Source organism: Sphingomonas profundi (genome assembly GCF_009739515.1).
Classification (GTDB): Bacteria; Pseudomonadota; Alphaproteobacteria; order Sphingomonadales; family Sphingomonadaceae; genus Alterirhizorhabdus; species Alterirhizorhabdus profundi.
Genome location: NZ_CP046535.1, coordinates 2,167,840 through 2,194,612 on the forward strand (window position 1 = coordinate 2,167,840; position 26,773 = coordinate 2,194,612).

A 26,773-nucleotide genomic window follows, 5' to 3' on the forward strand; every position below is an offset into this window, starting at 1 on the left:
GCTGCCGTGCACGGACCATTTCTTCGCGACGGCTCCGGCGCGGAGACGATGCTTCCGGGCACCACCTCGCCCACCCCGCCCCCGCTGATCTGCTTCTCGCATCTGCGATGGGATTTCGTGACGCAGCGCCCGCAGCACCTGATGCGCCGCTTCGCGGCCGAGCGGCGGGTGTTCTTCTGGGAGGAGGCGATCCCGTGCGATCACCCCCGCCCCTATCTCGAATATCACCCGTTCCCAGAGGATCACGTGATCGCGCTGCGACCGCGTGTGCCCCATTGGTGGGATCGCGCGGCCACCGAGCAGGCGCTGCGGCAGCTGCTGGACATGCTGGTCGCAACGTCCTGCGCCGCGCCGCCGCTCCTCTGGTTCTACACGCCGATGATGCTCGGCTTCGCCGGCCACCTCGCCGCGGATGCGATCGTGTACGATTGCATGGACGAGCTCTCCGCCTTCCGCTTCGCCGATCCGCTGCTGATCGATCGCGAGGCCGAGCTGATGCGCCGGGCCGATGTGATGTTCACCGGCGGCTATAGCCTGTACGAGGCGAAGCGCGATCGCCACGACGACATTCACCCCTTCCCCTCGGCCGTGGAGCGCGATCATTTCGCCGCCGCCCGCCAGCCGCTTGCCGAACCCGGCGATCAGGCCGGCATCTCTGGTCCCCGCCTGGGCTTCTACGGCGTGATCGACGAGCGCATCGATCTGGCGCTGATCGATGCCGTCGCCGCCGCCCGGCCGGACTGGTCGATCGTGATGGTCGGTCCGGTCGTCAAGATCGATCCGGCCGATCTGCCGCGTCGCGCGAACATCCACTGGCTCGGCGGCAAGGGTTATGGCGAGTTGCCAGCCTATCTGCGCGGCTGGGACGCGGCGGTGATGCCGTTCGCGCTGAACGAGGCGACGCGCTTCATCAGCCCCACCAAGACGCCCGAATATCTCGCCGCTGGCTGCCCGGTCGTCTCCACCCCGATCGTGGACGTGGTGCGCCACTATGGCGCGATCGCCGGCGTCGCCATCGCCGAGGGGGCGGAGGCGTTCGTCGCCGCGTGCGAACATGCGCTGGCGCTGCCGCGGCAGGGCGCGTGGCTGCGCGAGGCGGACGAGTTGCTCGCCGCCATGTCGTGGGACCGCACCTTCGCCGCGATGAAGGAGCGGATCGTCGCCGCCTCGCAGCCGGCGCTGGTTGGCGCCAACGACGATCCCGTCGCCCCGGCGATCCACGGCGCCTCCGGCCGGCCGCATTATGACGCGCTCGTCGTCGGCGCGGGTTTCGCCGGCGCGGTGCTGGCGGAACGGCTGGCGGCCGGATCGGGCAAGCGGGTGCTGCTGATCGATCGCCGGCCCCACGTCGGCGGCAACGCCTACGATCATCCGGACGCCGCCGGCATCCTCGTCCACCGCTACGGCCCGCACATCTTTCACACCAACAGCGACGACGTGTTCGCCTATCTCTCGCGCTTCACCGCGTGGCGACCCTACGAGCATCGCGTGCTGGCGAGCGTGGCGGATAAATTGGTGCCGATCCCGATCAACCGCACGACCTTGAACCGCCTCTACGGCCTTGATCTGCAGGACGAGGCGCAGGCCGCCGCCTTCCTCGCCGCGCGCGCCGAGCCGCGCGAGATCGTCACGTCGGAGGATGTGGTGGTGGCGGCCGTGGGGCAGGAACTCTACGAGACCTTCTTTCGCGGTTATACGCGCAAGCAGTGGGGCCTCGATCCGTCGCAGCTCGATCGCTCCGTCACGTCGCGCGTGCCGACCCGGACGAACACCGACGATCGCTACTTCCTCGACAAGCACCAGGCGATGCCGCTCCACGGCTACACCCGGATGTTCGAGGCGATGCTGGACCATCCGAACATCACGATCGAGCTCGGCATCGATTATCGCGACGTCGATCTGCGGGCAGGCCACACCGTGTTCACCGGGCCGGTCGATGAGTATTTCGATCACCGCTTCGGCCGCCTGCCCTATCGCAGCCTGGAGTTCCGCCACGAGACGATCGATCGCGAGACCTTCCAGCCGGTGGCGGTGGTAAACTACCCGTCGCCGGACATCGCCCACACGCGCATCACCGAGTACAAGCATCTCACCGGGCAGACGGCGCCGCGCACCAGCATCAGCTACGAATATCCCCGCGACGAAGGCGACCCATACTACCCGATCCCCAGGGCGGAGAACCAGTTGCTCTACCGCCGCTACGAGGCGCTGGCCGATGCGCTGCCGGACGTCAGCTTCGTCGGCCGCCTCGCCACCTACCGCTACTACAATATGGATCAGGTCGTCGGGCAGGCGCTGGCCACCTACCGCCGGCTCAGCGAGAAGCTGAACCGCGAGGCATCGCTCGCGTGACGGGCACGAAGCGGCGGGTTCACCTCGTCACCGAAAGCCCGGCGCCCTCCGGCGTCGGCGCCCACATGCTCACCCTGGCCGCCGGCCTCGCCGATGGGAACGAGGTCGTGATCGGCGCGCCGCGCGGCACCGATCTGCTGGCGCGGGCGGCGGCGGCGGGTTTCGCCGTCAAGGTGGTCGATCCCGCCGATCCGGCCGATCTGCATCGCTGGTTTGCCCGTACCCGCCCGGCGATAGTTCACGTCCATGCCGGCATCGGCTGGGAAGGCCACGCCACGGCCGAGGCCGCGAAGGCGGCCGGCGCCAGCGTGATCCGCACGGAGCATCTGCCCTATCTCCTCACCGATCCCGGCCAGCGCGCCGCGCACGCGGCCGGGTTGCGATCGGTCGATCGGCTGATCGGCGTCTCGCAGGCGGTGGCGGACAGCCATGCCGGCCTGTCGCCGCCGATCGTCGCCATCGCCAACGGCATCGTCCCGCGCCAGCCCTCGCGCGATCGTGCCGACTTGCGTGGCCTGTGGGGTCTCGGCGACGCGCCGGTGCTGCTGATGGCGGCACGCTTCGCCGAGCAGAAGGGCCATGCGCTGCTGCTCGATGCGCTGCCGCACGTCCGGGCGGCGTTGCCGGACGCGATCGTGCTGCTGGCGGGCGACGGGCCGCTGCTGTGGCCCGTCGCCCGCTCGATCGCGACGCGCGGGCTGGCCGGAGCGGTGCGGCTGCTGGGCGCGCGCGGCGATCTGCCGGATCTGATGGCGGCGGCCGACCTGCTGCTGCTCCCCTCCCGCTTCGAGGGCCTGTCGCTGGTCGCGCTGGAGGCGATGGCCGCCGGGCTGCCGATCGTCGCCAGCGACGCGCCGGGCAATACCGAGCTGCTGGAGCATGGCGACAGCGGCTGGTTGACTCCGGCCAGCGACGCGCGGCAGCTCGCCGCCACGATCGTCGACGCGCTCTCCGATCGCGCTCGGCTCACCGCCGTCGCGCAGGCCGCGCGCCGCCGCCGGGCCGAACGCTTCGATGCGCCGCGCATGATCGAACAGACCGCCGCCCTCTACGACGAGGCGACCCATGACAGGAGAGACGACGCCGTGACACGAACGAGGATCGGCTTCGTCGGCGCGGGTGGCATCGCCCATCGCCACTTCGGCGTGCTTGAGCAGTTCGAGGATGTCGAGATCGTCGCCGTCGCCGACGTCGATCACGCCCGCGCGGCGGAGGCGGCCGCCCGCTTCGGCGCGCGCGCCTTCACCGATGTGGAGGAGATGCTGGACGCCGCCGCGCCGGACGCGCTCTACATCTGCGTGCCGCCCTTCGCCCATGGCCCGGCCGAACGCGCCGCCATCGCCCGCAACCTGCCCTTCTTCGTCGAGAAGCCGGTCGCGCTGGACCTCGCAACGGCCGAGGCGATCGCCGATGCGGTGGCCCGGGCCGGCCTCGTCACCGCGGTCGGCTATCACTGGCGCTACCTTGACACGGTGGACGAGGTGCGCGGCATCCTGGCGCACACTCCGGCGCGGCTGCTCTCCGGCTACTGGCTCGATTCCACCCCGCCGCCGGTCTGGTGGTGGCATGAGGATCAGTCCGGCGGGCAGATGGTGGAGCAGACCACCCACCTGCTCGATCTCGCCCGCTATCTGGTCGGCGACGTGACGCGGGCCTACGGGCTCGCCGGCCACACCGGGCGGGACGCCTTTCCGGGGCTCGACGTGCCGACCGTCTCCACCGCCAGCCTGCTGTTCGAGAACGGGGCGATCGCGAACTTTGCCTCCACCTGCCTGCTGAACTGGAACCACCGCGTCGCCCTGCACCTGTTCGGCGAGGGGCTGGCGATCGAACTCACCGATCGCGATCTGATGGTGGATGTCGGCCGCGGCCGCCCGGTGCGCGGGGCTGATGGCGATCCCGTCTGGCGTGAGGATCGCGACTTCATCGATGCGGTGCGCGGCGGGGAGAACCGCATCCGCTGTCCCTATGCCGAGGCGGTCGCCACGCACCGCCTGGCGCTCGCCGTCGTCCGTTCCGCCCGCACCGGCGAACCCGTCACCTTCGCCGCCGCCTCGCCGGAGCCCGCTTATGTCTGACCACCGCCACATTCGCTCGCTGGGCGTCGAGGCGCCGCACCGCGCCTACCTCCACGGCTATGACGAAGGGCCGCCCGGTGACGGGCAGGTGCGGCTGGAGACGCTCTACACCGGCTTCTCGGCCGGTACGGAGCTGACCTTCTTCAAGAACAGCAACCCCTATCTGCACTCCCGCTGGGACGAGGGGCGCGGCGTGTTCGTGCCCGGCGAGGCGCAGCAGCATTATCCGGTGCCGTTCCTGGGCTATATGGAATGTGCCCGCGTCAGCGAGAGCCGGGCCGGCGACTATGCGCCGGGCGACGTGATCGGCACCACCTTCGGCCACAAGACCGGCCATACCGCCGATCCCTTCCACGATCTGCTGGTCAAGCTGCCGGAGGACGTGGATCCGATCCTCGGCATCTATGTCGGCCAGATGGGGCCGATCGCGGCCAACGGCATCCTCCACGCCGATGCCGAGATGCTGGGGCCGAACGTGCCGTCGCTCGGCGCCGGCATTGCCGGGCGGCCGGCGCTGGTGATCGGCGCAGGGGTAGTCGGTCTGTTCACCGCCCTGTTCGCGCAGGCTGCCGGGGCCAGCGAGGTGGTGATCGCAGATCCGTCCGAGTTCCGCCGGCTGCGTGCCGCCTGCCTCGGCCTTACGGCGATGACGCAGGATCAGGCGTGGGCGCACGCCAAGGCGCGCTGGCACCACGGCCCGGGCGATCGCGGCGCCGACATCGTGTTCCAGACGCGGGCGGACAGCGCCAGCCTGCACGCCGCGATGCAGGCGCTGCGCCCGCAGGGCACCGTGATCGATCTCGCTTTCTACCAGGGCGGTGCCGATCGCCTGCGGCTGGGCGAGGAGTTCCACCATAACGGCCTCAACCTGCGATGCGCGCAGATCAACCGCGTGCCGCGCGGTCTGGGCTTCGCGTGGGACCGGCGCCGCCTGGCCGAGGCCACGATCGCGCTGCTGCGGGCGCGTGGCGACGAGATCAGGGCGCAGCTCATCACCCATGTCGTGCCGATCGAGGAGGCGCCGGGCTTCCTCGCGCATCTGGTGGCGGAACGGCCCGAGTTCCTTCAGATCGTGTTCAAGGTGGCCGATTGACCGCGCCGGACGCGCCGCGCCCGCTCAGCATCCTGTTCGTCTTCGCCTGGCTCGTCGTGGGCGGCGAGGAGACGGAGGTGCGGCTGCTCGCCGCCGCGCTCGATCCGCGCCGCTACCGCATCGACGTGGTGGCCTGCTTCCGCAAGGAGGGCATGCCGGAGCAGACGCACGATCAGCTGCGCGGGGCCGGCGTGCGCGTGGATACCACGCCCTATCATCTCGGCTTCGACGAGACCGTCGCCTATCTCGCCTCGATCGTGCCCGGCTACGACATCGTCGTCTCGTGCCAGAACGTCGCCGACATCTATCCGGCGCTGGAGCGGCTGCACGCCCGCCCGCCGCTGATCGAGCATGGCGGTCTGGTGTCGGAGGCGCTGGCCGGCCCCAAGCATTTCACCAGCCGCTACGTCGGCGTGTGCGCCAGCATCCGCGATGCCGCCGCATCCCGGATGCCGGGGCGGGAGGCGGATGCGCGCGAGATCCCGTCGATGGTGGATCTCGCCGCCTTCGATCCCGCCCTCCGCCAGCCAACCCGCGCGGCGCTGGGGATCGCGACGGGCGCGCCGCTGATCGGCTGGCTCGGTCGGCTCGACGCGAAGAAGCGCGTCGAGGATTTCATCGCCGCCGCCGCGATCGTCCACGCCGCCCGGCCGGACGCGCGCTTCCTGGTGATCGGCGGGCCGGATGCGTTCATGCCGGATTATGCGGTGTCGCTGCGCCGCCGGGCGCACGCGCTCGGCCTGGATGGCGTGCTGCACTTTCTGGGCGACCGGGCGGACGTGCCGGCTCTGCTGGCGGCGCTCGACATCTTCGTCTGGCTCTCGCGCGGCGAGGGGATGCCGCACGTGATCGCGGAAGCGGGCGCCGCCGCCCTGCCGGTGATCGCCACCGCCGACAACGGCACCTTGGAGCAGATTGAGGACGGCGCCACCGGCCTGTTCGTGCCGCACGAGGATCCGCCCGCCGTCGCCGCCGCCATCGTGCGGCTGATCGACGATCCCGCCCTGCGCCGCCGTCTGGGTACCGCGCTGCAGGCGAAGGTGCGACGCGACTATGCGGTAGACGCGGTGGTGCCGCAGTGGACCGCGTTGTTCGAGGAGCTGCGCCGCCCGCCCGCGCCCGCACCCGCCCTGTTCCGCAGCCTGTTCCACGGCGGCTTCGAATGTTCCACCCACCGCCGCGCGCATGATCGCCAGCGGATCGACGTCATCGCCGCGACCCACCACGACAGGCTGGCCGAGCATGACTATCGCGCCCTCCAGGGACACGGCATCCTCACCGTGCGGGATGGCGTGCGCTGGCACCTGATCGAGCGGGCGCCCGGCGACCATGACTGGTCGAGCCTGGCGGACCAGCTGGCGGCGTCCCGCGCCACCGGCACGCAGGTGATCTGGGATCTGCTCCATTATGGCTGGCCCGACGATATCGATGTCTGGAGCCCGGCCTTCGTCCCCCGCTTCGCCGCCTTCGCCGCCGCCGCCGCCCGCGTGATCGGCGGCGCGACGGCGGGGCCGCGCTTCTACGCCCCGGTCAACGAGATCTCCTTTCTCTCGTGGGGCGGGGGCGATGCCGCCTACCTCAATCCGTTCGCGCGCGGGCGCGGTTACGAGCTGAAGGTGCAGCTGGCCCGCGCCGCCATCGCCTCCATGGAGGCCATCCTCCTCGTCGATCCGGCGGCGCGCTTCGTCCATGCCGATCCGCTCATCAACGTCGTCACGGAACCCACGCGGCCGCACGATGCGCCCCATGCGGAAGGGCACAGGCTGGCGCAATATCAGGGCTGGGATCTGATCGCCGGCCGGCTGTGGCCGCAGATCGGCGGGCGGGCGGCCCTGCTCGATATCGTCGGCGTCAATTACTACCACAACAACCAGTGGATCCACGGCGGCCCGCCGATCGATCGCCGGCATCCGCTCTACCGCCCCTTCCACCGCCTGCTGGCCGAGACCCACGCCCGCTACGGCCGCCCGATCTTCATCGCGGAAACCGGGATAGAGGGCGATGCCCGCCCCGAATGGCTGGCCTATGTGTGCGAGGAGGTGCGGCGCGCGATCGCGCTCGGCGTGCCGGTGGCGGGCATCTGCCTCTATCCCGTGCTCGATCATCCCGGCTGGGACGATGGGCGCTACTGCCCCAACGGCCTGCTGCACGACGAGGGGCTGGCGCCCCGCCGTGCCTACGCGCCCCTCGCCCGCGAACTGGCCCGCCAGCAGGCGCTAGGCCTCTACCCGCCTGCCCCCGGCCGCGCGAACACGTTCCGCGCCTGACCGTCGGCGGCTCTCGACCGTCAGGGTCGTGCGGGCGCGCGGTCAGGCACGCTTGTCGCGGAAGAAGGCGCGGATGTCTTCGGCCAGCAGTTCGGGCTCCTCATAGGCGGCGAAGTGGCCGCCGCGGGGCATCTCGGTCCAGCGGGTCACGTTGAAGAACCGCTTGGCCCAGGCGCGCGGCGGCGTGCCGATATCCTTCGGGAACAGGGCGAAGGCGGCGGGCGTCGCGTCGCTGCCCAGCCAGCCGCGTGCGGCCTCCTTCAGCCAGCGGGTCGCGCCGGCCTTGGTGAAGTCGCGATAGGGCAGGAAGGCCGATCCTATCGTGCCGGTCGCCCAGTAGATCATCACGTTGGTCAGCAGCTCGTCCTTGCTGAAGCGCGTCTCCACATCGCCGCCGCAGTCGCTCCACTCGCGGAACTTCTCCACGATCCACGCCGCCAGCCCGGCCGGCGAGTCCGCCAGCGCCGTGGCGGGCGTGGCGGGGCGCGTGCCCTGGATCATCGTATAGGCGCCGTGCTGCATCTGCCACGCCTTGCTCTCCGCCAGGAACCTGGCCTCGGCCGGCGAGGGATCCTTCGGCGCGTCGAAGCTGTGCCAGAACGGCACGTCGGTCAGGTGGATGCCGGCCACGTGTCGCGCATGGCTGCGCGCGAGCAGCTCCACCACCGTCGAGCCCCAGTCGCCGCCATGGGCGCCGTAGCGGTCGTAGCCGAGCGTCGACATCAGCCCGGCGAACAGATCGCCGAAGCGGAAGGTGCCGCCGGCCTCCGCCAGCGGATCGGACCAGCCGTAGCCGGGCAGGCTCGGCGCGACGACGTGGAACGCATCGGCCGGGTCGCCGCCGTGCGCGCCGGGGTCGGTCAGCAGCGGGATGATCTTCTCGAACCGCCAGATGCTGTCGGGATAGCCGTGCACCAGCAGCAGCGGCAGCGGCGCGGGGCCGATGCCGCGCTGGTGGATGCAGTGCAGCCGGGTGCCGTCAATCTCCCCGCGCACCTGGTCGAAGCGGTTCAGCGCCGCCTCCCGGGCGCGCCAGTCGAAGCGGTCGCGCCAGTGCGCCACCAGCGCCTGCGCATAGTCCGGCGGCGTGCCGTCGTCCCACCGCGCGAAGCCGGTGTCGCCGGCGGGGCGCGTGCGGGCCAGCCGCTCTTGCAGGTCGCGCAGGGTCTCGTCGGGCACGGCGATGGTGAATGGCGTCACCACATCCTCCAGGATTGATCGCGACAGTCTCCGGCGGGAACCGACGGAGCGGCCATTATATCCGGACGGGGTCTCTCAACGGCGCTTGCGCGGGGTGTTCAGGGCAGCGGCCGATCGGATCAGCGCTCTGAACGCCTCGTCGTCCACCTCCACGCCCTCGGCGAAATCGATCGCTCTGCGGGTATTGCCCTCAAGGCTGGCGTTGAACAGGCCCGCCGGGTCGGCCACGGCGGCACCCTTCATGAAGGTCAGCTTCACGACCTTCCCGTAGGTCTCGCCGGTGCAGATGATGCCGTCGCGCGACCATATGGGCACGCCGCGCCACTTCCACTCCTCGATCACCGCCGGCTCCGCCTGCCGGATCAGCGCGCGCAGCCGGGCGAGCATGTCGCCGCGCCAGTCGCCCAGTTCGGCGATCCGCCGGTCGATCAGCTCGGCCGGCGTCAGGTCCGCCTCAGTGCTCACGATGAAGCCGCCGCACGATCCCGCGCCACGGCGATGATCTCCGGCCGATATTCGAAGTGGAAACTGTCGAAATGCGCCCACTTGCCGCCCCAGATGAAGCCGTGCCGCTCGAAGACGGCGACGATCGCCGGCGGGATCGTCCGCCCGGGCACGCCGCTGCGCGACCATCGCCAATAGTCGCCGTAGCGGCTGGCAAGGTCGATCGCCGCGCCGTAGCCGTGCATCGATCGCGCCTCGGTGCCGGCGATCGCGCGGCAGGCATAGCTGCCCGATGTCGGCCAGAGATAGCGTGCGTAAGCGGGGCCTAGCGCCTCCAGGTCACGCGCCGCCGCCTCCAGCGCCGCCGCCGCGCCGTTGATCCGGGTGAAGCGCAGCGATCGCCCGCCCACCCAGCGCACGGGCACCAGGTGCGGCTCCACCTCGCCCTTCGCGCAGTCGCCGTACATGCGCGTGAACAGCGCCGCCGGCCGCGCGCGGCCCGGATCGCCGGCGGGTGCGGTCGCCGGCCCCAGCGGATAGGGCCAGGCGAAGATGTCGCGCACGGTGGGCGCGTCGACGATCCGCTGCGCCGCGCGCGCCGGATCTGCCCGCCCGATCGGTGTCGGCGGGCCGGCGCGCCACAGCAGCGAGGTGCCGTCGTGGCCGCGCAGATGATCCGGATAGGCGGAGACGAGCCGGTCGAGTTCCCGAGCAACCGTCTCGCCCGATCGCTCCGCCGGCGGCGCCACCGCGATCGCCGGCGGCGTGCCGGGCCGCGTGGCGCGCGCATACAGCGTCGCGGCGGCGTTCAGCAGCACGCCCAGGCTAATGGCCAGCGGCACGCTCCTTCTCCTCGGCCTGCATCAGCAGCACGTTCTTCTGCTCGATCGCGCTCAGCGTGATCGGCGCGGCGGGCTTCGGCCTGTACCAGGGGAAGCGGCTGAAATAACGCTCAAGATCCGGCGAGGTGAAGATCCGGCCGTGCCGGGCGTAGATCTCGTTCCGGGCGATGCGCAGTTCGCCGGGGGAGAGCTTCGCCAGTTCCGCGCGGGACAATGCGCGCGTCGAGCTTTCCGGCAGCAGCACGCGCGGCACGATCGCACTGCCCGCGGCCGGGGCGATCGTGTCGGCGGAGGCGACCTCCGCCGGGCGGGCCGCGGCCTTGCCGATCCGGGCGAGGTTCTGCTCGGCCAGCGATGCGAACCGCCCGTTCGGGAACTGCCGGCGATATTCCTCGAAGGCCTCGCGGCTGTTGGCCGATACCGCGCCCTGCCACGTCAGCGCATCCAGCGTCGCGGCATCCACCGTCGGCGCGGGCGCCGGCGCGGCGGCGGCCGTCGCCGGTCCGCCGCCGGCGGCGGTGCGCGGCACCAGATAGACGGGCGTGCCGGTGATGCTGGCGCTGATGAACGGCCGCTGCTCGCCATTGGTCGATTTCAGCACGTCGTCGCGCACCGCGCCGCCCAACAGCTGGATCGGCAGGTCCGGCTGCACCATCCGCCGCGCCAGCGAGACGGCGAAGGGCGAGTTGCCGCCGGTGCCGTCGCTGGCGGTCTGCCCGGGCGCCGCCGCGTAGATGACGAGCACGTCGTCCACGTCCACCCCGCCCAGGCCGCGCGCCACCGCGCGCGTGCCGCTGCGCCAGGATCGCCCGAACGGGTTGTTGCGGCACGCATCCAGGATCACCATCCGCACCTGCGCGCCGGAAATCGCCTCCATCACGCGATCCAGGTCGATCGCCTCGTAAGCGAGGTCCAGTCCGGAGTTGAGCTTGGCGTCGACCGGGATCAGCCAGTTCTTGCCCGATCCCTCGATGCCGTGGCCGGCATAATAGACCATCGCCACCTCCGCCCCCTCGGCCCGACCGCGAAAGTCGCGCAGCGCGCGCTGGAAATCCGCGAGCGAGAGGTTGGCGGCGAGCGTAACCGACTGGAAACCGGCCTTGCGCGCCGCCTCCGCCACGATCCGCGCGTCGTTGGGCGGGTTGCCGAGCTGGCCGGCATTCGCATAGGCCGCGTTCGAGATCACCAGCGCCACCTTGCCGCCCGCCGCACAGGCGGCGGACGCGGTGAGCAGCAAGGTAACGAAGAGGAACAGCCGCTGGATCATCTCGCCTCCTCCGCATCGCGCCGGATCGGCGGCTGGGTAGCAGCGACAGTGCTCTGGCGAAAGGCGGCGCGGCGTGCGCCGGGTAGTTGCTGCGGTGCGGCGGAACCGCGCGGCGTGACTTGAACCGTTAACCGGCTCGCCGCTAGCACCGCGCGATGGCATCGGATCGGGGACAGCGATGATCGAGGGCGCGGCACTTCTCTACAGCCTCACGACGGCCTTCGTTCTGACGAGCGCGGAGCGGAACCGCAAGGCGGCCCGCCCCCACGCCCGCAGGATCGTCTATGCCGGCTGGATGCTGATGGGCGCATCCTTCACCGGCGCCGGCCTGCTCGGCATCACGGCGATCCGGCACGCCCTGGTCTGAGCGCCGGATCGCCGCACCATCGGCTCAGCGCACCGCGCCGCGACGAACGAGGTTGACGATCGCGAGCAGCACGACCGCGCCGAGGAACGAAACCAGCAGCGACCGGATGTCGAACGCACCGCTGGTGATCGGCGCCCCGCCGAGGATCGGCGTCAGGATGAAGCCAGCCAGCAGCGCGCCAACCACGCCGACCACGACGTTGAGGAAGATGCCTTGCTGCGCGTCCGTGCGCATGACGATGCTGGCGAGCCAGCCGAGGATGCCGCCAACGATCAGCATGAGGATGATGCCCATGGGTCTCTCCTGGTAAGGATGCGGGAGCATGTCGTCTCGCATCTTCAAAGACTCACAGGCGGCGGATTAGGTTCCGGGCGCGAAACGGCACGTCGCGGGCACCGATGGCGGCACCCGCGACGCGCTTTACGCCAAGCAACGATACACAAGCTCGCGGCCGCCCCCACCCGAACGACGCGGCGGGGGCGGCCCTGGATCAGGTCTTAGCGGAGCAGGCTGAGCACGCCCTGCTGGCTCTGATTGGCCTGGGCCAGCATCGCGGTGGCCGCCTGGCTCAGGATCTGCGACTTGGCGAGCGCGGTCGTCTCGACCGAAAAGTCTGCGTCCTCGATGCGCGAGCGGGCGTCGGTCAGGTTCGTCGAGGTGGAGGTCAGGTTGTCGACCGTCGCGTCGAGGCGGTTCTGCACGGCGCCCAGGTTCGCGCGGCCGGCCGTCACCTGCGTCAGCGCGCGGTCCACCACGGCAAGCGCGGCGGTGGCGTTGGCGGCGGTGGAGAAATCGACCTCGTTGATGTCGGACGGCGCGGCGGCGGCGGCGGCCTTGGCGTTGTCGAGCGCTGTCTTGTTGGTGGCGTTCGGCGTGGTGTTGTAGGTCGCCTGCGCCGTCGTAACGTTCGAGGTGGTCGTCGGGATGGCCGCGCGGCTGCGATCCGCGCCGATATCGGTCGTCTTCAGCGAGATGGACGACATCGAGACGGTCTCGTTCGCCTTCACGCCGGTCTGGAGCGAGAAGGTGGCGTCGGCGGTGAGGCCGGTCGTGGCGTTCGCGGTGCCGCCGTTGACGATCGCGATGTTGTTGAAGGTCGTGCGGCTGGCGATGTTGCCGATCTGGTCCTTCAGCTGGGAAACCTCGATCTGCAGGTTGGCGCGGTCGCCGTCGGAGATGGTGCCGTTGGCCGACTGCACGCCCAGCTCGCGCATCCGCTGCAGGATGTTGGTCACGTCGCCCATCGCGCTCTCCGCCGTCTGCGCCAGCGAGATGCCGTCGTTCGCGTTGCGGATGGCGACCGTCAGGCCGCGGATGTCGGAGGTCATGCGCGTTGCCACGGCGAGGCCGGCGGCGTCGTCCTTGGCGGAGTTGATGCGCTTGCCGGACGACAGGCGCTCCATCGCCTGGCTCATGTCCATGCTGGCGTTGCGCGAGGCGTTCTGTGCGCGGAGAGCGGCGGAATTGGTGTTGATGACGGTCACTGGTCTGGTTCCCTTCCGGCGGACTTGGTTGCGCGGACAGTCCGCAGCAGTCACGCTCTGGGTAACGGCGAACGCGCCCCCGCCTTTAGCGGGGCAGACGATGATCCCCTCGCGCCGATGACGCCGGGGCGGCCTCAGCCCTTCACCGCCGGCCGGCCGATATAGTCCATCTTGCCCAGCGCCACGCCGCGCGACCGCAGGATGCCGTAGGCGGTGGTCGCGTGGAAGTAGAAGTTGGGCATGGAAAAGGAGAGCAGGAAGCCCGCGCCGGTAAAGTCCAGCCGTCGCGGCCCGGCCTCGAAGCGCATGTCGCGCTCCGCCAGCGCGTCCACCGCCGCCGGGTCCAGCGCCGCCAACGTTACGATCGTCTCCTCGATCAGCCGGCGCAGGCCGGCGAAGTCGGCGGGCGGAGTGGTCCTGTCCGGCGTGAACAGCCCGGCTTCGACGCCGCGGATCGCGCCGATCGAGTGGACCGCCGTCGATTTCACCTGATAGGCGAAGGGCAGCATGTCCTCGTGCAGGCGCGCCTCCACGATCTCGTCCGGGGCGATCCCGCGCTCGCCGCAGAACGCCTCGGCCTTGTCGATCAGACGTCCCACCTGCGTCAGCAGCTGGCGAAACTGCGGCACGGTGGCGGTGTAGAGCGAAACGGTCATGGTCTCTCCTCGGGATGGGGCGGGCGCCGCCGGATCAGCGCGCTGCGCAGGCACTGGCAGACGATCTCGTCGCGCTGGTTGGTCAGGTGGTGGGCGAAGGTGACGATCCCGGCATCGGGGCGCGACCGGCTCTCGCGCAGCTCCGTCACCTCGCTGCCGGCGCGCATGGTGTCGCCGATGAACACCGGCTTCGGCATCACCAGCCGGTCATAGCCGAGATTGGCGACGAGCGTGCCGAGCGTCGTATCGCCTACCGACAACCCAACCATCAGCGCGAAGGTGAAGGTGCCGTTGACGAGGATGCGGCCGAACTCGCTCGCCTTCGCCGCCTCCGCATCCAGGTGCAGCGGCTGCGGATTGTGCGTCATCGTCGAGAAGAGCAGGTTGTCCGTCTCGGTCACGGTGCGGCGGATCTCGTGGACGATCCCGTCGCCCACATGCCATTCCTCGAAGAAGCGCCCCGCCATCAGCCGTCCGCCGGCGCGATGCGGACCAGCAGGGTGCCCTCCGCCACCTGCCCGCCCTCGCGCGCCTTCAGTTCGGCGACAATGCCGTTGAACGGGGCGACCAGCGCCTGTTCCATCTTCATCGCCTCCAGCACCACCAGCCGCTCGCCCTTCGCCACCGTCGCGCCGTCGGCCACCAGCACCGTCACGATCCGCCCGGGCATCGGCGCCACGATCGCCCCGTCGGACGCGGCCGCGCCGCCGGCGACATCGTCCGCGCGCGGCGGCCCGAACGCCCACGCCTCGCCGGCGGAGAACAGCACCCGGCCCTCGTCGGTCGCGATCGCGCGGGCGGCGGGCGCATCGGCGTCGAGATCGACCAGATGCGGCTGCCCGGCGATCTCCAGCGCGATCCGCCGCTCGGCCGGGGCGTTGGCGCGGAAGCCGGTCAGGTCGGTCCACGGATCGCCGCTGCGCGCCGGCACCAGAGCCGCCGCCGCCGCCGCGCACACCGCCGCCGACGGATCGGCCGCCGGCACCAGCGCGGCCAGGTGCCGCTCGATGAAGCCGGTGTCCACGTGCCCGGCGACGAAGTCGGGGTGCGCCGCCGCGCGGGCGAGGAAGGCGGCGTTGGTCCGCACCGGCCACACCTCCACCTTCGCCGCCGCCCGCGCCAGCCGGGCCGCGGCCGCGGCGCGCGTCTCGGCCTGCACGATCAGCTTGGCGATCATCGGATCGTAGAAGGGCGTCACCTCGCCCCCCTCCTCCACGCCGCTGTCCACGCGGATGCCGCGCGGCAGCCGCAGCCGCTCCAGCGGTCCGGTCGAGGGCAGGAAGCCCGTCGCCGGGTTCTCGGCATAGAGCCGCGCCTCCATCGCCCAGCCGCGGATGCGCAGATCCTCCTGCCGCCTGGGCAGCGGCTCGCCGGAAGCGACGCGCAGCTGCCACTCGACCAGATCCTGCCCGGTGATCGCCTCCGTCACCGGATGCTCCACCTGCAGCCGCGTGTTCATCTCCATGAACCAGATGCGGTCGGCCCGCAGCCCGGCCGATCCGTCGGCGATGAACTCGATCGTGCCCGCGCCGACATAGTCGACGGCCCGCGCCGCCTTCACCGCCGCCGCGCAGATGCTGGCGCGGGTCGCCTCGTCCATGCCCGGCGCGGGCGCCTCCTCGATCACCTTCTGGTGGCGACGCTGGAGCGAGCAGTCTCGCTCGAACAGGTGGACGACGTTGCCGTGGGTGTCGCCGAACACCTGCACCTCGATGTGGCGGGGGCTCAGGATGTACTTCTCGATCAGCACGCGATCGTCGCCGAAGGACGCCGCCGCCTCGCGCCGGCAGCTCTCCAGCAGGGCGGCGAAATCGGCCGGGTCGTCCACCCGCCGCATGCCCTTGCCGCCGCCGCCGGCCACCGCCTTGATGAGCACCGGCCAGCCGATCGCCTCCGCTTCCGCGCGCAGCCTCTCCGGGGACTGGTCCGCGCCGAGATAGCCGGGCGTCACCGGCACCTGCGCCGCGATCATGCGCTGCTTGGCGGCATCCTTCAGCCCCATCGCGCGAATGCTGGCCGCCGGCGCGCCCACCCAGACGAGCCCCGCCGCCTGCACCGCCTCGGCGAACCCGGCATTCTCGCTGAGGAAGCCGTAGCCGGGATGGATCGCCTCGGCGCCGGTCGCGGCGGCGGCGGCCAGGATCCGCTCCTGCACCAGATAGCTCTCCCGCGCCGGCGAGGGACCGATATGCACCGCCTCGTCGGCCATGCGCACGTGCGGCGCCCGCGCGTCCGCATCGGAATGGACGGCGACCGTGCGCACGCCCAGCCGCCGCGCGGTACGGATGATCCGGCAGGCGATCTCGCCCCGATTGGCGATGAGGAGTGAGTTCAGCATGACGGCGCTTTCTCAAGATCCTCCCCGGCACGGGGAGGGGGACCATGCGCAGCATGGTGGAGGGGGTGCGCGACACGCGCTGCGATGGCGGCGGTGACGGCATCGGGATCACACAGGATATCGGCCGCGGCGATGCGGACGACGGTCAAACCATTGGCCGCCATGAATCGATCGCGCGCGGCATCGTGCCTCGCTTTGTTGCCCATGTCGTGCGCGATGCCATCGATCTCGACGACCAGCCCGCTCGCGCGACAGAAGAAGTCGACCACATAAGGGCCGACCGGATGCTGCCGGCGGAACTTTACGCCTGCTTGTCCGCCCCGCAAGCGGGTCCAGAGCAGAACCTCCGGCAACGACATCGCGCGCCGCAATCGCCGCGCCACCGCGACTTCGGGCCGACGGAGTTGCCGGGCACCCCCTCCACCAGCCTGCGGCTGGTCCCCCTCCCCGTTTCGGGGAGGATCCGAGGCAGCCATCGTCGTCACATCCGGAACACGCCGAACTGCGCGCGCTCGGGGATCGGGGCGTTCAGCGTGGCGGCGAAGGCGAGGCCCAGCACGTCCCTTGTCTGCGCCGGGTCGATGATGCCGTCGTCCCACAGGCGGGCGGTGGCGTAATAGGGGTTGCCCTCATCCTCATATTTGCGGCGGATCGGCGCCTTGAACGCCTCGGCCTCCTCCGCCGTCCACGTCTCCGCGTCGCGGTGCACCGTGGCGAGCACGGCGGCCGCCTGCTCGCCGCCCATCACGCTGATCCGCGCATTGGGCCAGCTGAACAGGAAGCGCGGCGAATAGGCCCGCCCGCACATGCCGTAATTGCCCGCGCCGAAGCTGCCGCCGATCAGCACCGTGATCTTCGGCACGCTCGCCGTCGCCACCGCCGTCACCAGCTTGGCGCCGTGCTTGGCGATCCCCTCCGCCTCATACTTCCCGCCCACCATGAAGCCGGAGATGTTCTGCAGGAACAGCAGCGGCACGCGCCGCTGGCAGGCCAGCTCGATGAAGTGGGCGCCCTTCTGCGCGCTCTCGGAAAAGAGCACGCCGTTGTTCGCCAGGATCGCCACCGGCATCCCCCAGATGCGGGCGAAGCCGCACACCAGGGTGGTGCCGTAGAGCGGCTTGAACGCGTGGAACTCGCTGCCGTCGACGATGCGGCCGATCACCTCGTGCACGTCGTAGGGCGCGCGCACGTCCTGCGGCACGATGCCGTAGAGCTCGGCCGGGTCCAGCCGTGGCGGGCGCGGCGGCTGGATGTCGATGTCGACCGCCTTCGGCCGGTTCAGGGTCGCGACGATGTCGCGGACGATCAGCAGCGCATGCTCGTCATTCTCGGCGACATGATCGACCACGCCGGATCGGCGGCCGTGCGTTTCCGCCCCGCCCAGCTCCTCGGCGGAGATCACCTCCCCCGTCGCCGCCTTCACCAGCGGCGGCCCGGCCAGGAAGATCGTGCCCTGGTCGCGCACGATCACCGTCTCGTCGGACATGGCCGGCACATAGGCGCCGCCGGCCGTGCAGCTGCCCATCACGCAGGCGATCTGCGGGATCCCCTCGGCCGACATCTGCGCCTGATTGTAGAAGATGCGGCCGAAATGGTCGCGATCGGGAAACACCTCGGCCTGGTGCGGCAGGTTGGCGCCGCCCGAGTCGACGAGGTAGATGCACGGCAGCCGGTTCTGCTGCGCGATCTCCTGCGCCCGCAGATGCTTCTTCACCGTCATCGGGAAATAGGCGCCGCCCTTCACCGTCGGATCGTTGGCCAGGATCATGCACTCGCGGCCCTGCACCCGGCCGATGCCGGCTATCACGCCCGCGCCCGGCGCGCCGCCCTGCCCGTCCACCTCGCCATACATGCCGTTCGCCGCCAGCGCGCCCACCTCCAGAAACGGCGAGGCGGGATCGAGCAGGCGGTGGACGCGGTCGCGCGGCAGCAGCTTGCCGCGCGACACGTGCCGCTCGCGATGCGCGGCCGATCCGCCGAGCGCGGCGGCGGCGATCCGCCCGCGCAGGTCCGCCGCCAGCGCGCGATTGTGCGCGGCATTGGCGGCGAAGGCCTCGCCCGCCGGATCGACGAGAGTGGTGATCGTCATCACGCAAGATCCTCCCCGGTACGGGGAGGGGGACCGCCAGCGAAGCTGGTGGTGGAGGGGGCGTGCGGCAAGGCACGGCGCGCGACGCGCCCCCCCTCCACCATGCTGCGCATGGTCCCCCTCCCCGGCACGGGGAGGATCCTCATGCGCCCGCTCCGATCAGTTCGCGGCCGATCAGCATGCGCCGCACTTCGTTGGTGCCGGCGCCGATGTCCAGCAGCTTGGCGTCGCGCAGATAGCGTTCCACCGGCCAGTCCTTCGTATAGCCGGCGCCGCCCAGCGCCTGGATCGCCTCGTTCGCCACCTTCACCGCATTTTCCGATGCCAGCAGGATCGCGCCCGCCGCGTCGAACCGCGTCGTGCGTCCGGCATCGCAGCTCCGCGCGACGGCATAGACGTAGGCGCGCGACGAGTTGAGCGCGACGTACATGTCCGCCACCTTCGCCTGCATCAGCTGGAACTCGCCGACCGGCCGACCGAACTGGCGCCGCTCCCGCACATAGGGCAGCACCACGTCGAGGCACGCCTGCATGATGCCCAGCTGGATGCCGGAGAGGACGACCCGCTCATAGTCCAGGCCGGACATCAGCACCTTCACGCCGCCGTGCAGCGGGCCCATCACCGCGCTGTCGGGCACGAAACAGTCGTCGAACACCAGCTCGGCGGTGGGCGATCCGCGCATGCCCATCTTGTCGATCTTCTGGCCGATCGAGAAGCCGGCGAACTCCTTCTCGACCAGGAAGGCGGTGATGCCGCGCGATCCCGCCGCCGCGTCCGTCTTCGCATAGACCACCAGCGTGTCGGCATAGGGCGCGTTGGTGATCCAGAACTTCGTACCGTTCAGGCGGAAGCCGCCGTCCGCCCGCTCCGCCCGCAGCTTCATCGAGACCACGTCCGATCCGGCCCCCGCCTCGGACATGGCGAGCGACCCGACATGCTCGCCGGAGACGAGCTTCGGCAGATATTTCGCCTTCTGCGCCGCATCGCCCCAGCGGCGGATCTGGTTGACGCACAGGTTGGAGTGGGCGCCGTAGCTGAGCCCGATCGAGGCGGAGGCGCGGCTCACCTCCTCGCAGGCGATCACATGCTCAAGATAACCCAGCCCCAGCCCGCCATGCTCCTCCTCCACGGTGATGCCGTGCAGGCCGAGCGCGCCCATCTCCGGCCACAGCTCGCGCGGGAAGCTGTCCTCCGCGTCGATCCGCGCGGCCAGCGGCGCAATGCGCTCGGCGGCGAAGCGGCGCGTCGTCTCGCGGATCGTGTCCGCCATCTCGCCCAGCGCGAAATCCAGCTCGGCCATCGCCCTCTCCTCTTGTCCACCCGCCTGATACGCCATCGCTGCGCTTTGGAAAAATTGAAGTTGGCGGAAGCCAGGCATAGATGGCGTCTATGATAGACCGCTATCTGCTGCGTTACTTCCTCGCCGTGATCGATCAGGGCGGCTTCTCCAGGGCGGCCCTCGCCTGCAACGTCTCGCAGCCCACCTTGTCCGTCGGCATCGCCAAGCTGGAAAAGCATCTCGGCCAGCCGTTGTTCCTGCGGGCCAACCGCCGCATCGCCCTCACCGATGCCGGCAACCGCCTCGCCACCCACGCCCGCCGCATCGAGACGGAGTTCGCCCTAGCCGAGCGTTCGCTGCGCGGCGCGCCCGCCGAAACGGTGCTGCGCCTGGGCGTGCTGGCGACGATCCCGTCGGCGTGGATCGAGGCGTTCCTCGCCCGCCGCGCCGCGGCCGGGCGGGAAAGCCGGGTGGAGATCGTCGAGGGGCGCGAGCGCGAGCTGATCGCCCGGCTGGAGCGGGGCCGCATCGATGTGGCGCTGACGATCGTCGGCCACGATACCGGCGCCCTCGCGCATGACGTGCTGTTCTCGGAAGGCTACCGACTGGCGCTCGCCGCCACGCATCCGCTGGCGACGCGCGCCAGCATCGCCGCGGGCGAGCTCGCCGCCGAGACGATGATCGTGCGCCGCCAGTGCGAGCTGCTCGGCGCCACCAGCCGCTTCTTCACCGCGCGCGGCGTGCGCCCCTTCTTCGCCGCCCGCACGATGAGCGACGATCGCGCGCTCGCCTACGTCCGCTCCGGCATCGGCATCACGATCATGCCGGACGGGTTCGCCGCGCCCGGCGTGGCGCGCGTGCGGATGGCCGATTTCGATCACACCCGCCGCATCGGCCTGGTCCACGCGCCTCATGCCGACGTCGCGCGGCAGCGGCAGAGCCCCGTCCTCCCCGATCTCGCCGCCGCCATCGCCCAGGTCCGCACCGGCTGACCCTTTTGGCGCGGCGCCGGACGCGCTATCCTGCCGCCATGATCCGCAAACTCGCTCCGCTGGCGCTGCTGTGCCTCCCGCTCGCCCCGCTGCTCGCGCAGGGCGCGCCACCGCCCGCGCCGGCGGCGTCTGCGCCCGCCGTGCCCGTACCCGCGCCGAAGCCCGCCACCACGCGGGTCACGCTGCAGACCGCGGACGGCCCGATCGTGGTGGAGGTGGAGATAGAGCGGGCGCCGATCACCGCCGCCAACTTCCTGCGCTACGTCGATCAGAAGCGGCTGGACGGCACCAACTTCTACCGCGCGGTGAAGGTGGGGCCGGGCATCGGTCTGGTCCAGGCGGGCACGCGCAACAACCCGAAGAAGACGCTGAAGCCGATCCCGCACGAGGCGACCACCAAGACCGGCCTCTCCCACGTGGACGGCGCGCTCTCGATGGCGCGCGGCGCGCCGGGCACGGCGGGCGGCGACTTCTTCATCACCGTCGGCGCCTTTCCCTCGATGGATGCCGATCCCACCCAGCCGGGCGACAATGCCGGCTACGCCGTGTTCGGCCGCGTGGTGGAAGGGATGGACGTGGTCCGCAAGATATTGGAGGCCCCGGTCTCCCCCACCGAGGGCGAGGGCGACCTGAAGGGCCAGATGCTGAGCCCGGTGATCGCGATCACGACCGCCCGCCGCACGCCGGCGCCCTGACGGTGGCCGGCGTTCCCGGACACCCATCGTCCCGAACGTGTCCGGCGGACAACCCGCCCGAACATCGTCCGTCATCCTGAACTCGTTTCGCGATCCATGCGACACATCGGGGGGCACTGCGCAGCGTCGCGTGCATGGATCCCGAAACGGGTTCAGCATGACGGCTCTCATGCCCCGCCTGACATGCGCGCGACCATTTAAGCCATGATCGCGCGCATGGTCCGCCGGGGCTAGGAGGCGGACCGGCCGTTCGGCTGCGCGGCCGCCGGGGCGGCGGGCGCCGCCGTGCTGGCAGGCGGCGGCGGGGGCGGCGGCATGTCGTCCGCCGCCATGTCCGGGCCGCCGGGGCCGCCGCGATCGTCGCGCGGGCCGTGATGGCCGTGAGGCGGCCCGTGCGGCCCGCCGAGCGGACCCAGCGCCGTCACCGCGCCGCCCGGCGCGACGAGGAAGGCGGCGTGGATGAAGCCGTCGTCGTAGCGGCCCTGCACCGTCACCGCCTCGCCCGGCTTCACCAGACCGCCCTCACCCTCTCGGCCCGTGTCCACCAGCGCGCGGCCGGTGCCGTCGGCCAGGATGAACTTGTTGCCGTATATCTCGGCCACCTGCCCGCGCACCGTCACGATGCCCTCGCTGGCCAGCGTGCGGATCGCCACCGGCGTGGCGGGCGCCATCGTCACGCTCGGCCGGCTCGTCTGCACCGCCACGGCACCCGCGGCGCCGCCCACCGCCAGCAGGCCGGCCGCCGCCGCGATTAGCAGGGTGCGGCGCGGGCGCTGCGGGGTCGTCTCGTCGATCATGTCGGTCATCTATCGTCTCCTCTTGTGCGATGAGCCCTTCTACCGATTCGTCCGCGATCCACGCTGAACCATGCCGTTCAGTTTCGGTTCTGGCTGAGGGGCTAGGCGCTCCGGCGGAGGAACCAGCATGCGCATATTGCTCGTGGAGGACGACACCCGGCTGGCGGAAGGCATCGCGCGCGCGCTGCGCGCCGAGAATTTCGCCGTGGATGTGGCCGACAATGGCGAGGATGGCGGCCATCTGGGCGCCACCGAACGCTACGACGCCGCCATCCTCGATCTCGGCCTGCCCAAGCGGGACGGCATCGCCGTGCTGCGCGGCTGGCGGGCCGAGGGGCGGGATCTGCCGGTGCTGATCCTCACCGCGCGCGACGGCTGGTCGCAGAAGGTGGAGGGCTTCAAGGCCGGCGCCGACGATTATCTGGTCAAGCCGTTCCGCATCGAGGAGGTGGTGATGCGGCTGCGCGCGCTCGTCCGCCGCGCCGCCGGCCACGCCGCCGCGCGCATCGCCTGCGGCCCGCTGGTGTTCGATGCGCAGCTCGGCACGTTCGAGCTGGACGGTCTGCCGCTGAAGCTGACCGCGTTCGAGTGGCGCGTGCTCTCCGCCCTGATGCTGCGGCGGGAAGTGGTGATCGAGCGCGCCGACCTGATCGAGCGGGTCTACGAAGGCGATGCCGACGTCGATTCGAACTCGATCGAGGTCATCGTCGGGCGGCTGCGCCGGAAGCTCGGCGCCGAGATGATCGAGACGGTGCGCGGCCGCGGCTACCGGCTGACGGCGGATGCCGTGAAGGTCGCGCGGTGAGGCTCTGGCCGGCCTCGCTGTTCGGCCGGCTGCTGGCGATCGGCCTCGCCTCCACCCTCGCCGCCCTGCTGTTCGCCGGCTTCGCCATCGGCCATGTGCTCGAACGCTTCGTGCTGCGCGGGATGGACGAGCGGCTGGATGCGCAGGTGGCGGTGCTCGCCCGCGCGATCGGGCCGGACGGGCGGCTGGACGAGCGGCGGGTTGTCGACCTTCCGGGCTTCGACGAGGCGGGGACGGACTGGACGTGGCAGGTCGCCGGCCCCGGCGGCAGCCTGCGCGCCAGCACGCCGAACGCCGCCGCGATCGCGGTGCGCGCGCCGGAGCCGCCGCCGCCCGACCGGTCGGATCGCCACCTTCGCCAGCACCGCCCGGCCCCTGGCGACGGATACGGCAGGCGCGGCGAGCCGCTGCACGCGCGCACCCTCTCGGTCGAGACGGCGGCCGGGCCGGTCACGATCACCGCCACCGGCCCGCGCCGCATCGTCGCCGCGCCGGTACGCGAGGCGATGATGCCGCTGCTGGGCTCGCTGGGGCTGATCGGCCTCGGCCTGGCGGGGGCCACCCTGCTGCAGCTCCGCCTCGGCCTGCGTCCGCTGCGCGCACTGCGCGACGGGCTGGCGGAGGTGCGTGCCGGCCGCGCCCGCGCGGTGCCCGGCGGCCAGCCGCGCGAACTGGCGCCGCTGGTCGAGGAACTCAACGCGCTGATCGCGCAGAACGAGGCGGGCCTCGCTTATGCCCGCCAGCACGTCGCCAACCTCGCCCACGGGCTCAAGACGCCGCTCGCCGCTCTCGCCCTGCGGCTGGCGGAGGGGGATCGCGATCCGGACGGCAGCCTCGGCGAGGCGGTGCGCCAGATCGACAGCCGGGTGCGCCACCATCTCGGCCGTGCCCGCGCGGCGGCGCCAGGCGGCGGCCGCGTCCACACGCCGCTGGCCGTGGCCACGCTCGATCTGGTCGCCGTGCTGCGACGGGTGCACGCCGATCGCGGCATCGCGGCATCGGTGGCGATCGCCGCCGGTCTCGCCGTCGCGATCGATCCGCAGGATCTCGACGAGATGCTCGGCAACCTGCTGGACAATGCGTGGCGCCACGCGCGCCAGGCGATCCGCGTCGAGGCGGAGGCGCGAGGTCCGGTGGTGGCGCTGACGATCGAGGATGACGGGCCGGGGCTGGACGCGGCGGCGATGGCCGAGGCGATGCTGCCCGGCCGCCGGCTGGACGAGCGTGGCGATGGCCACGGCTTCGGCCTGCCGATCGCGCGCGAGCTGGCGGAGCTGAACGGCGGCAGCCTGCGTCTGGCGCGGTCGACCGCGTGCGGCGGCCTGCTGGCGGAGCTTATCCTGCCGGCGTGAGGGCGGCGATCGCGCCGGCCCGCCGGGGCGGCGCATCGGCCAGCAGCTCCCCGGCCAGCGCCGCCCAGCGATCGAGATTGGCGGCCAGATCGAAGGCGGCGGCACGATCGCCGGGGCGGATCGCGGTGGCGGGGCGGAGCTGGAGCGCCAGCGCATCCGCCAGCGCCTGCGGATCGGCCGGATCGACCAGCCGGCCGTAGCGGCCGTGATCCAGTATCTCGGCGGCGTTGCCGGCGGTGCGGGAGGCGACCACCGGCACGCCCGTGGCGATCGCCTCCAGCAGCACGTTGGGCGATCCCTCCCACCAGGATGGCAGGGCGAACACGTCCGCCCGCGCCATCCAGGCGAACACGTTGGCGACGGTGCCGGGCAGCGCCACGCGATCGCCCACGCCCAGCCGCGCGGCCTGCGCCGCCAGCGCCTCGCGCGCGCCGTCGCGGCTGCCGCCCAGGATCAGCAGCCGCGCCGGCACCTGCCGCTGCAGCAGCGCCGTCGCCGCGATCAGGGTCGCGAAATTCTTCTGCCGGTTGAGCCGGCCCACCGCCACGATCAGCGGCGCCTCCCCGTCGAACCAGGGATGGTCCGGCGGCGCCTGCGCCGCGATGCGCGCGCCCGCGACATCCACGCCGTTGGCGATGATCGTGCCGCGTCCGTCGGCGATCGCGCGGGCGTAGCACGGCCGCGCGGCAAGCGTGGCCGATACGAGCACCAGCCGCGCGGCGTCGCGCGCGATCAGCCCGGCCATCGCGGCGCGCAGCGACCGGCCGATCGGCGTGCCCGGCGCGTGCGTGCCGGCGCGCACCGTATCGTTGCTGATCCGGTAGATGCGGCGCGGTCGCGCCAGGCCGCGCGTCGCCGCCCACACGGTCGCGTGGCCGTGATTGCCCGCCGAGACGATGATCGCCGCCTCCCCGCCCGCAAGATGCCGGCGCAGCGCCGCCACCGCCAGCAGCTGCTCGGCCGCGCGGGATCGGCGCGCGGGCGCCAGCAGCACGGTGTGACGCACGCCGGGGGGCACCGCCTCATGCCCCCCCGGCAGGGCGGTGACGAGGTCCACGCCATGCCCCTCCCGCGCCAGCCGCCCGGCGATGGCGAGGGCGTTGCGCACGACGCCGGTCGCGGCGATCTCGTGGACGTAGATGGCGATCATCGCGCGTGCCGTGGCTCGCGCTCGATCGGCCGGGCGGCGCGCCACCGTGCCGCTGGCAGGCGCGCCAGATGGTGGCGGTAGAGCGCGCCCAGCCGCGTCCGCCCGAGCCCACGGCCGGCGACCAGCTGCACCACGTCGGTTCCGGGGTTCCAATTGCCCTCGATCAGCACCGGCCCGCCCTCGGCCAGGCCGATGTCCCAGCCGATCACGGTGAAACCGTTGCGGAACACCGCGTGCGCCGCGACCGCCAGATCGATCGCGGCGGCGAGATCGGGCACCCTGCGCCCCACGATTTCCGCGCCCGTCGCCGGGTGGTGCGTCACCGTCTCGATCGCGGCGCCGGCGCGGATGAAGGCCGGCCCCAGCCGCCCGTCATCCCCTACTGCCGCCACCAGATTGCCGGCGTTGAAATTGTCCACCGGCGCGCGGCCCGCCCCCAGCCGCAGCAGCACGCCGCACTGCTCCACCGCGCCTTGCTCGTCCAGGCAGGTCATGATCCGCAAGGTCGGCAGCGCGCCCGGCGATAGCGCGGCGAGATCGGCGTGCCCGGCGAGGCATGTCTGGATCACGCCGCCCCGCCCCAGCCGCGCGACCAGCGCCTCCGTCGCAAGCGCCCGCGTGCCGTCGTGCCAGCCGCCGTCCGCACGCAGGTAGCGGACGATCCCCTGCCCCTTGGAGCTGTAATTGGGCTTGGCGATGATCGCCGCCTGCCGCGCCAGCCACGCCGGCAGCGCGGCGGCGTCGCCATCATCGGCGAACGTGTCGGGCACCGGCAGGCCGGCCGCGCGGCAGCGGGTGGCGAACAGGCGCTTGTTCTTCAGCGGGTTGGCGGCACGGGGAAAGGCGCCCGGGTTCAGCAGCCGGTGCACGCCCTTGCGCGCCGCCATGCCGAGATGCGCCTCCCCGCCGGTCGCCCCGCGCACCAGCCGCTGCTCGCGCGCCCCCCAGCCGTTGCGCCACGGCGCCGCCCCGCCGCCCCCGATCGGCCAGCGCGCGGCGGACACGGCGGCGAGGATGATGGCGAGCGCCCGATCCGTCATTCGCCAGTGACACCAGAGCTGGCCGAAATAATATCCGGCCAGATCGCCCCGGTCATCGCTCCGGTCATCGCCCCGGTCATCGCCTGCGCCGTCGCCCGCGCCCGGCGCGGTGCGCGCCAGCATGCGCGGCGGCGCGATACGCAAGGTCAGCATCGCGGCCGGCCAAGGCGGCTCATTCGGCGGGTC

Annotated in this window: 24 protein-coding genes; 9 read left to right on the forward strand and 15 right to left on the reverse strand. The window is 71.6% G+C overall.

Annotation, left to right across the window (positions count from 1 at the left end):
• The first annotated feature begins 6 nt into the window (after positions 1-6).
• From glf to GNT64_RS10305, 4 genes are read left to right on the forward strand one after another with little or no spacing between them, the layout of a single operon-like run.
• Positions 7-2,352 carry a UDP-galactopyranose mutase gene (gene glf / locus GNT64_RS10295; RefSeq protein WP_231639438.1) on the forward strand — a complete coding sequence of 782 codons (2,346 nt, stop codon included), beginning with the start codon at positions 7-9 and terminating at the stop codon, positions 2,350-2,352.
• On the forward strand, positions 2,349-4,430 hold the full coding sequence (locus tag GNT64_RS21535) for a glycosyltransferase (RefSeq protein WP_197277354.1): 2,082 nt from the start codon (positions 2,349-2,351) through the stop codon (positions 4,428-4,430). Before glf ends, GNT64_RS21535 begins: the two co-directional genes overlap by 4 nt.
• Positions 4,423-5,523, forward strand: a complete 1,101-nt coding sequence (locus GNT64_RS21860) for a zinc-dependent alcohol dehydrogenase (protein ID WP_231639440.1) — start codon at positions 4,423-4,425, stop codon at positions 5,521-5,523. Before GNT64_RS21535 ends, GNT64_RS21860 begins: the two co-directional genes overlap by 8 nt.
• On the forward strand, positions 5,520-7,790 hold the full coding sequence (locus GNT64_RS10305) for a glycosyltransferase family 4 protein (RefSeq protein ID WP_156679450.1): 2,271 nt from the start codon (positions 5,520-5,522) through the stop codon (positions 7,788-7,790). The genes GNT64_RS21860 and GNT64_RS10305 overlap by 4 nt, the downstream gene beginning before the upstream one ends.
• Before the next feature lie 42 nt (positions 7,791-7,832).
• Here GNT64_RS10305 and GNT64_RS10310 read toward each other — a convergent pair whose 3' ends face one another.
• The 4 genes from GNT64_RS10310 to GNT64_RS10325 form a co-directional block, all read right to left on the reverse strand.
• Positions 7,833-8,990 carry an epoxide hydrolase family protein gene (locus tag GNT64_RS10310; RefSeq protein WP_156679451.1) on the reverse strand — a complete coding sequence of 386 codons (1,158 nt, stop codon included), beginning with the start codon at positions 8,988-8,990 and terminating at the stop codon, positions 7,833-7,835.
• A gap of 75 nt (positions 8,991-9,065) precedes the next feature.
• Entirely contained in the window at positions 9,066-9,455 is a 390-nt protein-coding gene (locus GNT64_RS21540; RefSeq protein WP_231639441.1) for a DUF1801 domain-containing protein, read from the reverse strand.
• On the reverse strand, positions 9,452-10,276 hold the full coding sequence (locus GNT64_RS10320) for a M15 family metallopeptidase (RefSeq protein WP_156679453.1): 825 nt from the start codon (positions 10,274-10,276) through the stop codon (positions 9,452-9,454). Before GNT64_RS10320 ends, GNT64_RS21540 begins: the two co-directional genes overlap by 4 nt.
• Positions 10,260-11,543: a caspase family protein gene (locus GNT64_RS10325; RefSeq protein WP_197277356.1), complete on the reverse strand. Its 1,284-nt coding sequence runs from the start codon at positions 11,541-11,543 to the stop codon at positions 10,260-10,262. Before GNT64_RS10325 ends, GNT64_RS10320 begins: the two co-directional genes overlap by 17 nt.
• Positions 11,544-11,721: 178 nt before the next feature.
• Here GNT64_RS10325 and GNT64_RS10330 point away from each other — a divergent pair, with 178 nt between their 5' ends.
• On the forward strand, positions 11,722-11,910 hold the full coding sequence (locus tag GNT64_RS10330) for a hypothetical protein (protein WP_156679455.1): 189 nt from the start codon (positions 11,722-11,724) through the stop codon (positions 11,908-11,910).
• Between the two features lie 24 nt (positions 11,911-11,934).
• On the opposite strand, the gene GNT64_RS10335 is transcribed toward GNT64_RS10330, so the two are convergent.
• The 8 genes from GNT64_RS10335 to GNT64_RS10370 form a co-directional block, all read right to left on the reverse strand.
• Positions 11,935-12,204 (reverse strand): GlsB/YeaQ/YmgE family stress response membrane protein, encoded by a 270-nt coding sequence (locus GNT64_RS10335; protein WP_156679456.1) that lies wholly within the window; start codon positions 12,202-12,204, stop codon positions 11,935-11,937.
• A gap of 203 nt (positions 12,205-12,407) precedes the next feature.
• On the reverse strand, positions 12,408-13,394 hold the full coding sequence (locus GNT64_RS10340; RefSeq protein WP_156679457.1) for a flagellin N-terminal helical domain-containing protein: 987 nt from the start codon (positions 13,392-13,394) through the stop codon (positions 12,408-12,410).
• A 134-nt stretch (positions 13,395-13,528) separates the two neighbouring features.
• Positions 13,529-14,050 (reverse strand): DUF1993 domain-containing protein, encoded by a 522-nt coding sequence (locus tag GNT64_RS10345; protein WP_156679458.1) that lies wholly within the window; start codon positions 14,048-14,050, stop codon positions 13,529-13,531.
• A complete protein-coding gene (locus tag GNT64_RS10350) occupies positions 14,047-14,517 on the reverse strand; it encodes a MaoC family dehydratase (protein WP_156679459.1) in 471 nt (156 codons plus the stop codon). Before GNT64_RS10350 ends, GNT64_RS10345 begins: the two co-directional genes overlap by 4 nt.
• Positions 14,517-16,388, reverse strand: a complete 1,872-nt coding sequence (locus tag GNT64_RS10355) for an acetyl/propionyl/methylcrotonyl-CoA carboxylase subunit alpha (RefSeq protein ID WP_156679460.1) — start codon at positions 16,386-16,388, stop codon at positions 14,517-14,519. Before GNT64_RS10355 ends, GNT64_RS10350 begins: the two co-directional genes overlap by 1 nt.
• Positions 16,382-16,771, reverse strand: coding sequence for an endonuclease domain-containing protein (locus GNT64_RS10360; protein WP_277873267.1), 390 nt, complete (start codon positions 16,769-16,771; stop codon positions 16,382-16,384). Before GNT64_RS10360 ends, GNT64_RS10355 begins: the two co-directional genes overlap by 7 nt.
• A 98-nt stretch (positions 16,772-16,869) precedes the next feature.
• Positions 16,870-18,477: a carboxyl transferase domain-containing protein gene (locus tag GNT64_RS10365; protein WP_156679462.1), complete on the reverse strand. Its 1,608-nt coding sequence runs from the start codon at positions 18,475-18,477 to the stop codon at positions 16,870-16,872.
• A gap of 142 nt (positions 18,478-18,619) precedes the next feature.
• Positions 18,620-19,777 carry an isovaleryl-CoA dehydrogenase gene (locus tag GNT64_RS10370; protein WP_156679463.1) on the reverse strand — a complete coding sequence of 386 codons (1,158 nt, stop codon included), beginning with the start codon at positions 19,775-19,777 and terminating at the stop codon, positions 18,620-18,622.
• An 89-nt stretch (positions 19,778-19,866) separates the two neighbouring features.
• Here GNT64_RS10370 and GNT64_RS10375 point away from each other — a divergent pair, with 89 nt between their 5' ends.
• Together GNT64_RS10375 and GNT64_RS10380 are read left to right on the forward strand one after the other, a co-directional pair.
• Complete coding sequence (locus GNT64_RS10375; protein WP_156679464.1) at positions 19,867-20,748, forward strand: LysR family transcriptional regulator; 882 nt, start codon at positions 19,867-19,869, stop codon at positions 20,746-20,748.
• A 38-nt stretch (positions 20,749-20,786) separates the two neighbouring features.
• On the forward strand, positions 20,787-21,443 hold the full coding sequence (locus GNT64_RS10380; RefSeq protein ID WP_156679465.1) for a peptidylprolyl isomerase: 657 nt from the start codon (positions 20,787-20,789) through the stop codon (positions 21,441-21,443).
• 230 nt (positions 21,444-21,673) lie between these two features.
• On the opposite strand, the gene GNT64_RS10385 is transcribed toward GNT64_RS10380, so the two are convergent.
• Positions 21,674-22,249 (reverse strand): hypothetical protein, encoded by a 576-nt coding sequence (locus tag GNT64_RS10385; protein ID WP_231639445.1) that lies wholly within the window; start codon positions 22,247-22,249, stop codon positions 21,674-21,676.
• 118 nt (positions 22,250-22,367) lie between these two features.
• Here GNT64_RS10385 and GNT64_RS10390 point away from each other — a divergent pair, with 118 nt between their 5' ends.
• Together GNT64_RS10390 and GNT64_RS10395 are read left to right on the forward strand one after the other, a co-directional pair.
• A complete protein-coding gene (locus GNT64_RS10390) occupies positions 22,368-23,045 on the forward strand; it encodes a response regulator (protein WP_156679466.1) in 678 nt (225 codons plus the stop codon).
• The gene (locus tag GNT64_RS10395; RefSeq protein ID WP_156679467.1) at positions 23,042-24,397 is read left to right on the forward strand and encodes a sensor histidine kinase; all 1,356 of its coding nucleotides are present in this window, start codon (positions 23,042-23,044) and stop codon (positions 24,395-24,397) included. The genes GNT64_RS10390 and GNT64_RS10395 overlap by 4 nt, the downstream gene beginning before the upstream one ends.
• Here the strand turns inward: GNT64_RS10395 and GNT64_RS10400 are convergent.
• On the reverse strand, positions 24,381-25,547 hold the full coding sequence (locus GNT64_RS10400; protein WP_156679468.1) for a glycosyltransferase: 1,167 nt from the start codon (positions 25,545-25,547) through the stop codon (positions 24,381-24,383). The genes GNT64_RS10395 and GNT64_RS10400 overlap by 17 nt on opposite strands.
• Positions 25,544-26,740, reverse strand: a complete 1,197-nt coding sequence (locus GNT64_RS10405) for a sugar-transfer associated ATP-grasp domain-containing protein (RefSeq protein ID WP_231639448.1) — start codon at positions 26,738-26,740, stop codon at positions 25,544-25,546. The genes GNT64_RS10400 and GNT64_RS10405 overlap by 4 nt, the downstream gene beginning before the upstream one ends.
• Between the last annotated feature and the right edge of the window lie 33 nt (positions 26,741-26,773).

Coding starts and splice junctions, on each gene's coding strand:
- GNT64_RS21860 (WP_231639440.1), top strand. CDS start 4,423: ATGTCTGACCACCGCCACATTCGCTCGCTGGGCGTCGAGGCGCCGCAC.
- GNT64_RS10325 (WP_197277356.1), bottom strand. CDS start 11,543: ATGATCCAGCGGCTGTTCCTCTTCGTTACCTTGCTGCTCACCGCGTCC.
- GNT64_RS10330 (WP_156679455.1), top strand. CDS start 11,722: ATGATCGAGGGCGCGGCACTTCTCTACAGCCTCACGACGGCCTTCGTT.
- GNT64_RS10335 (WP_156679456.1), bottom strand. CDS start 12,204: ATGGGCATCATCCTCATGCTGATCGTTGGCGGCATCCTCGGCTGGCTC.
- GNT64_RS10345 (WP_156679458.1), bottom strand. CDS start 14,050: ATGACCGTTTCGCTCTACACCGCCACCGTGCCGCAGTTTCGCCAGCTG.
- GNT64_RS10350 (WP_156679459.1), bottom strand. CDS start 14,517: ATGGCGGGGCGCTTCTTCGAGGAATGGCATGTGGGCGACGGGATCGTC.
- GNT64_RS10355 (WP_156679460.1), bottom strand. CDS start 16,388: ATGCTGAACTCACTCCTCATCGCCAATCGGGGCGAGATCGCCTGCCGG.
- GNT64_RS10365 (WP_156679462.1), bottom strand. CDS start 18,477: ATGACGATCACCACTCTCGTCGATCCGGCGGGCGAGGCCTTCGCCGCC.
- GNT64_RS10370 (WP_156679463.1), bottom strand. CDS start 19,777: ATGGCCGAGCTGGATTTCGCGCTGGGCGAGATGGCGGACACGATCCGC.
- GNT64_RS10375 (WP_156679464.1), top strand. CDS start 19,867: ATGATAGACCGCTATCTGCTGCGTTACTTCCTCGCCGTGATCGATCAG.
- GNT64_RS10380 (WP_156679465.1), top strand. CDS start 20,787: ATGATCCGCAAACTCGCTCCGCTGGCGCTGCTGTGCCTCCCGCTCGCC.
- GNT64_RS10385 (WP_231639445.1), bottom strand. CDS start 22,249: ATGACCGACATGATCGACGAGACGACCCCGCAGCGCCCGCGCCGCACC.
- GNT64_RS10390 (WP_156679466.1), top strand. CDS start 22,368: ATGCGCATATTGCTCGTGGAGGACGACACCCGGCTGGCGGAAGGCATC.
- GNT64_RS10400 (WP_156679468.1), bottom strand. CDS start 25,547: ATGATCGCCATCTACGTCCACGAGATCGCCGCGACCGGCGTCGTGCGC.
- GNT64_RS10405 (WP_231639448.1), bottom strand. CDS start 26,740: ATGCTGACCTTGCGTATCGCGCCGCCGCGCATGCTGGCGCGCACCGCG.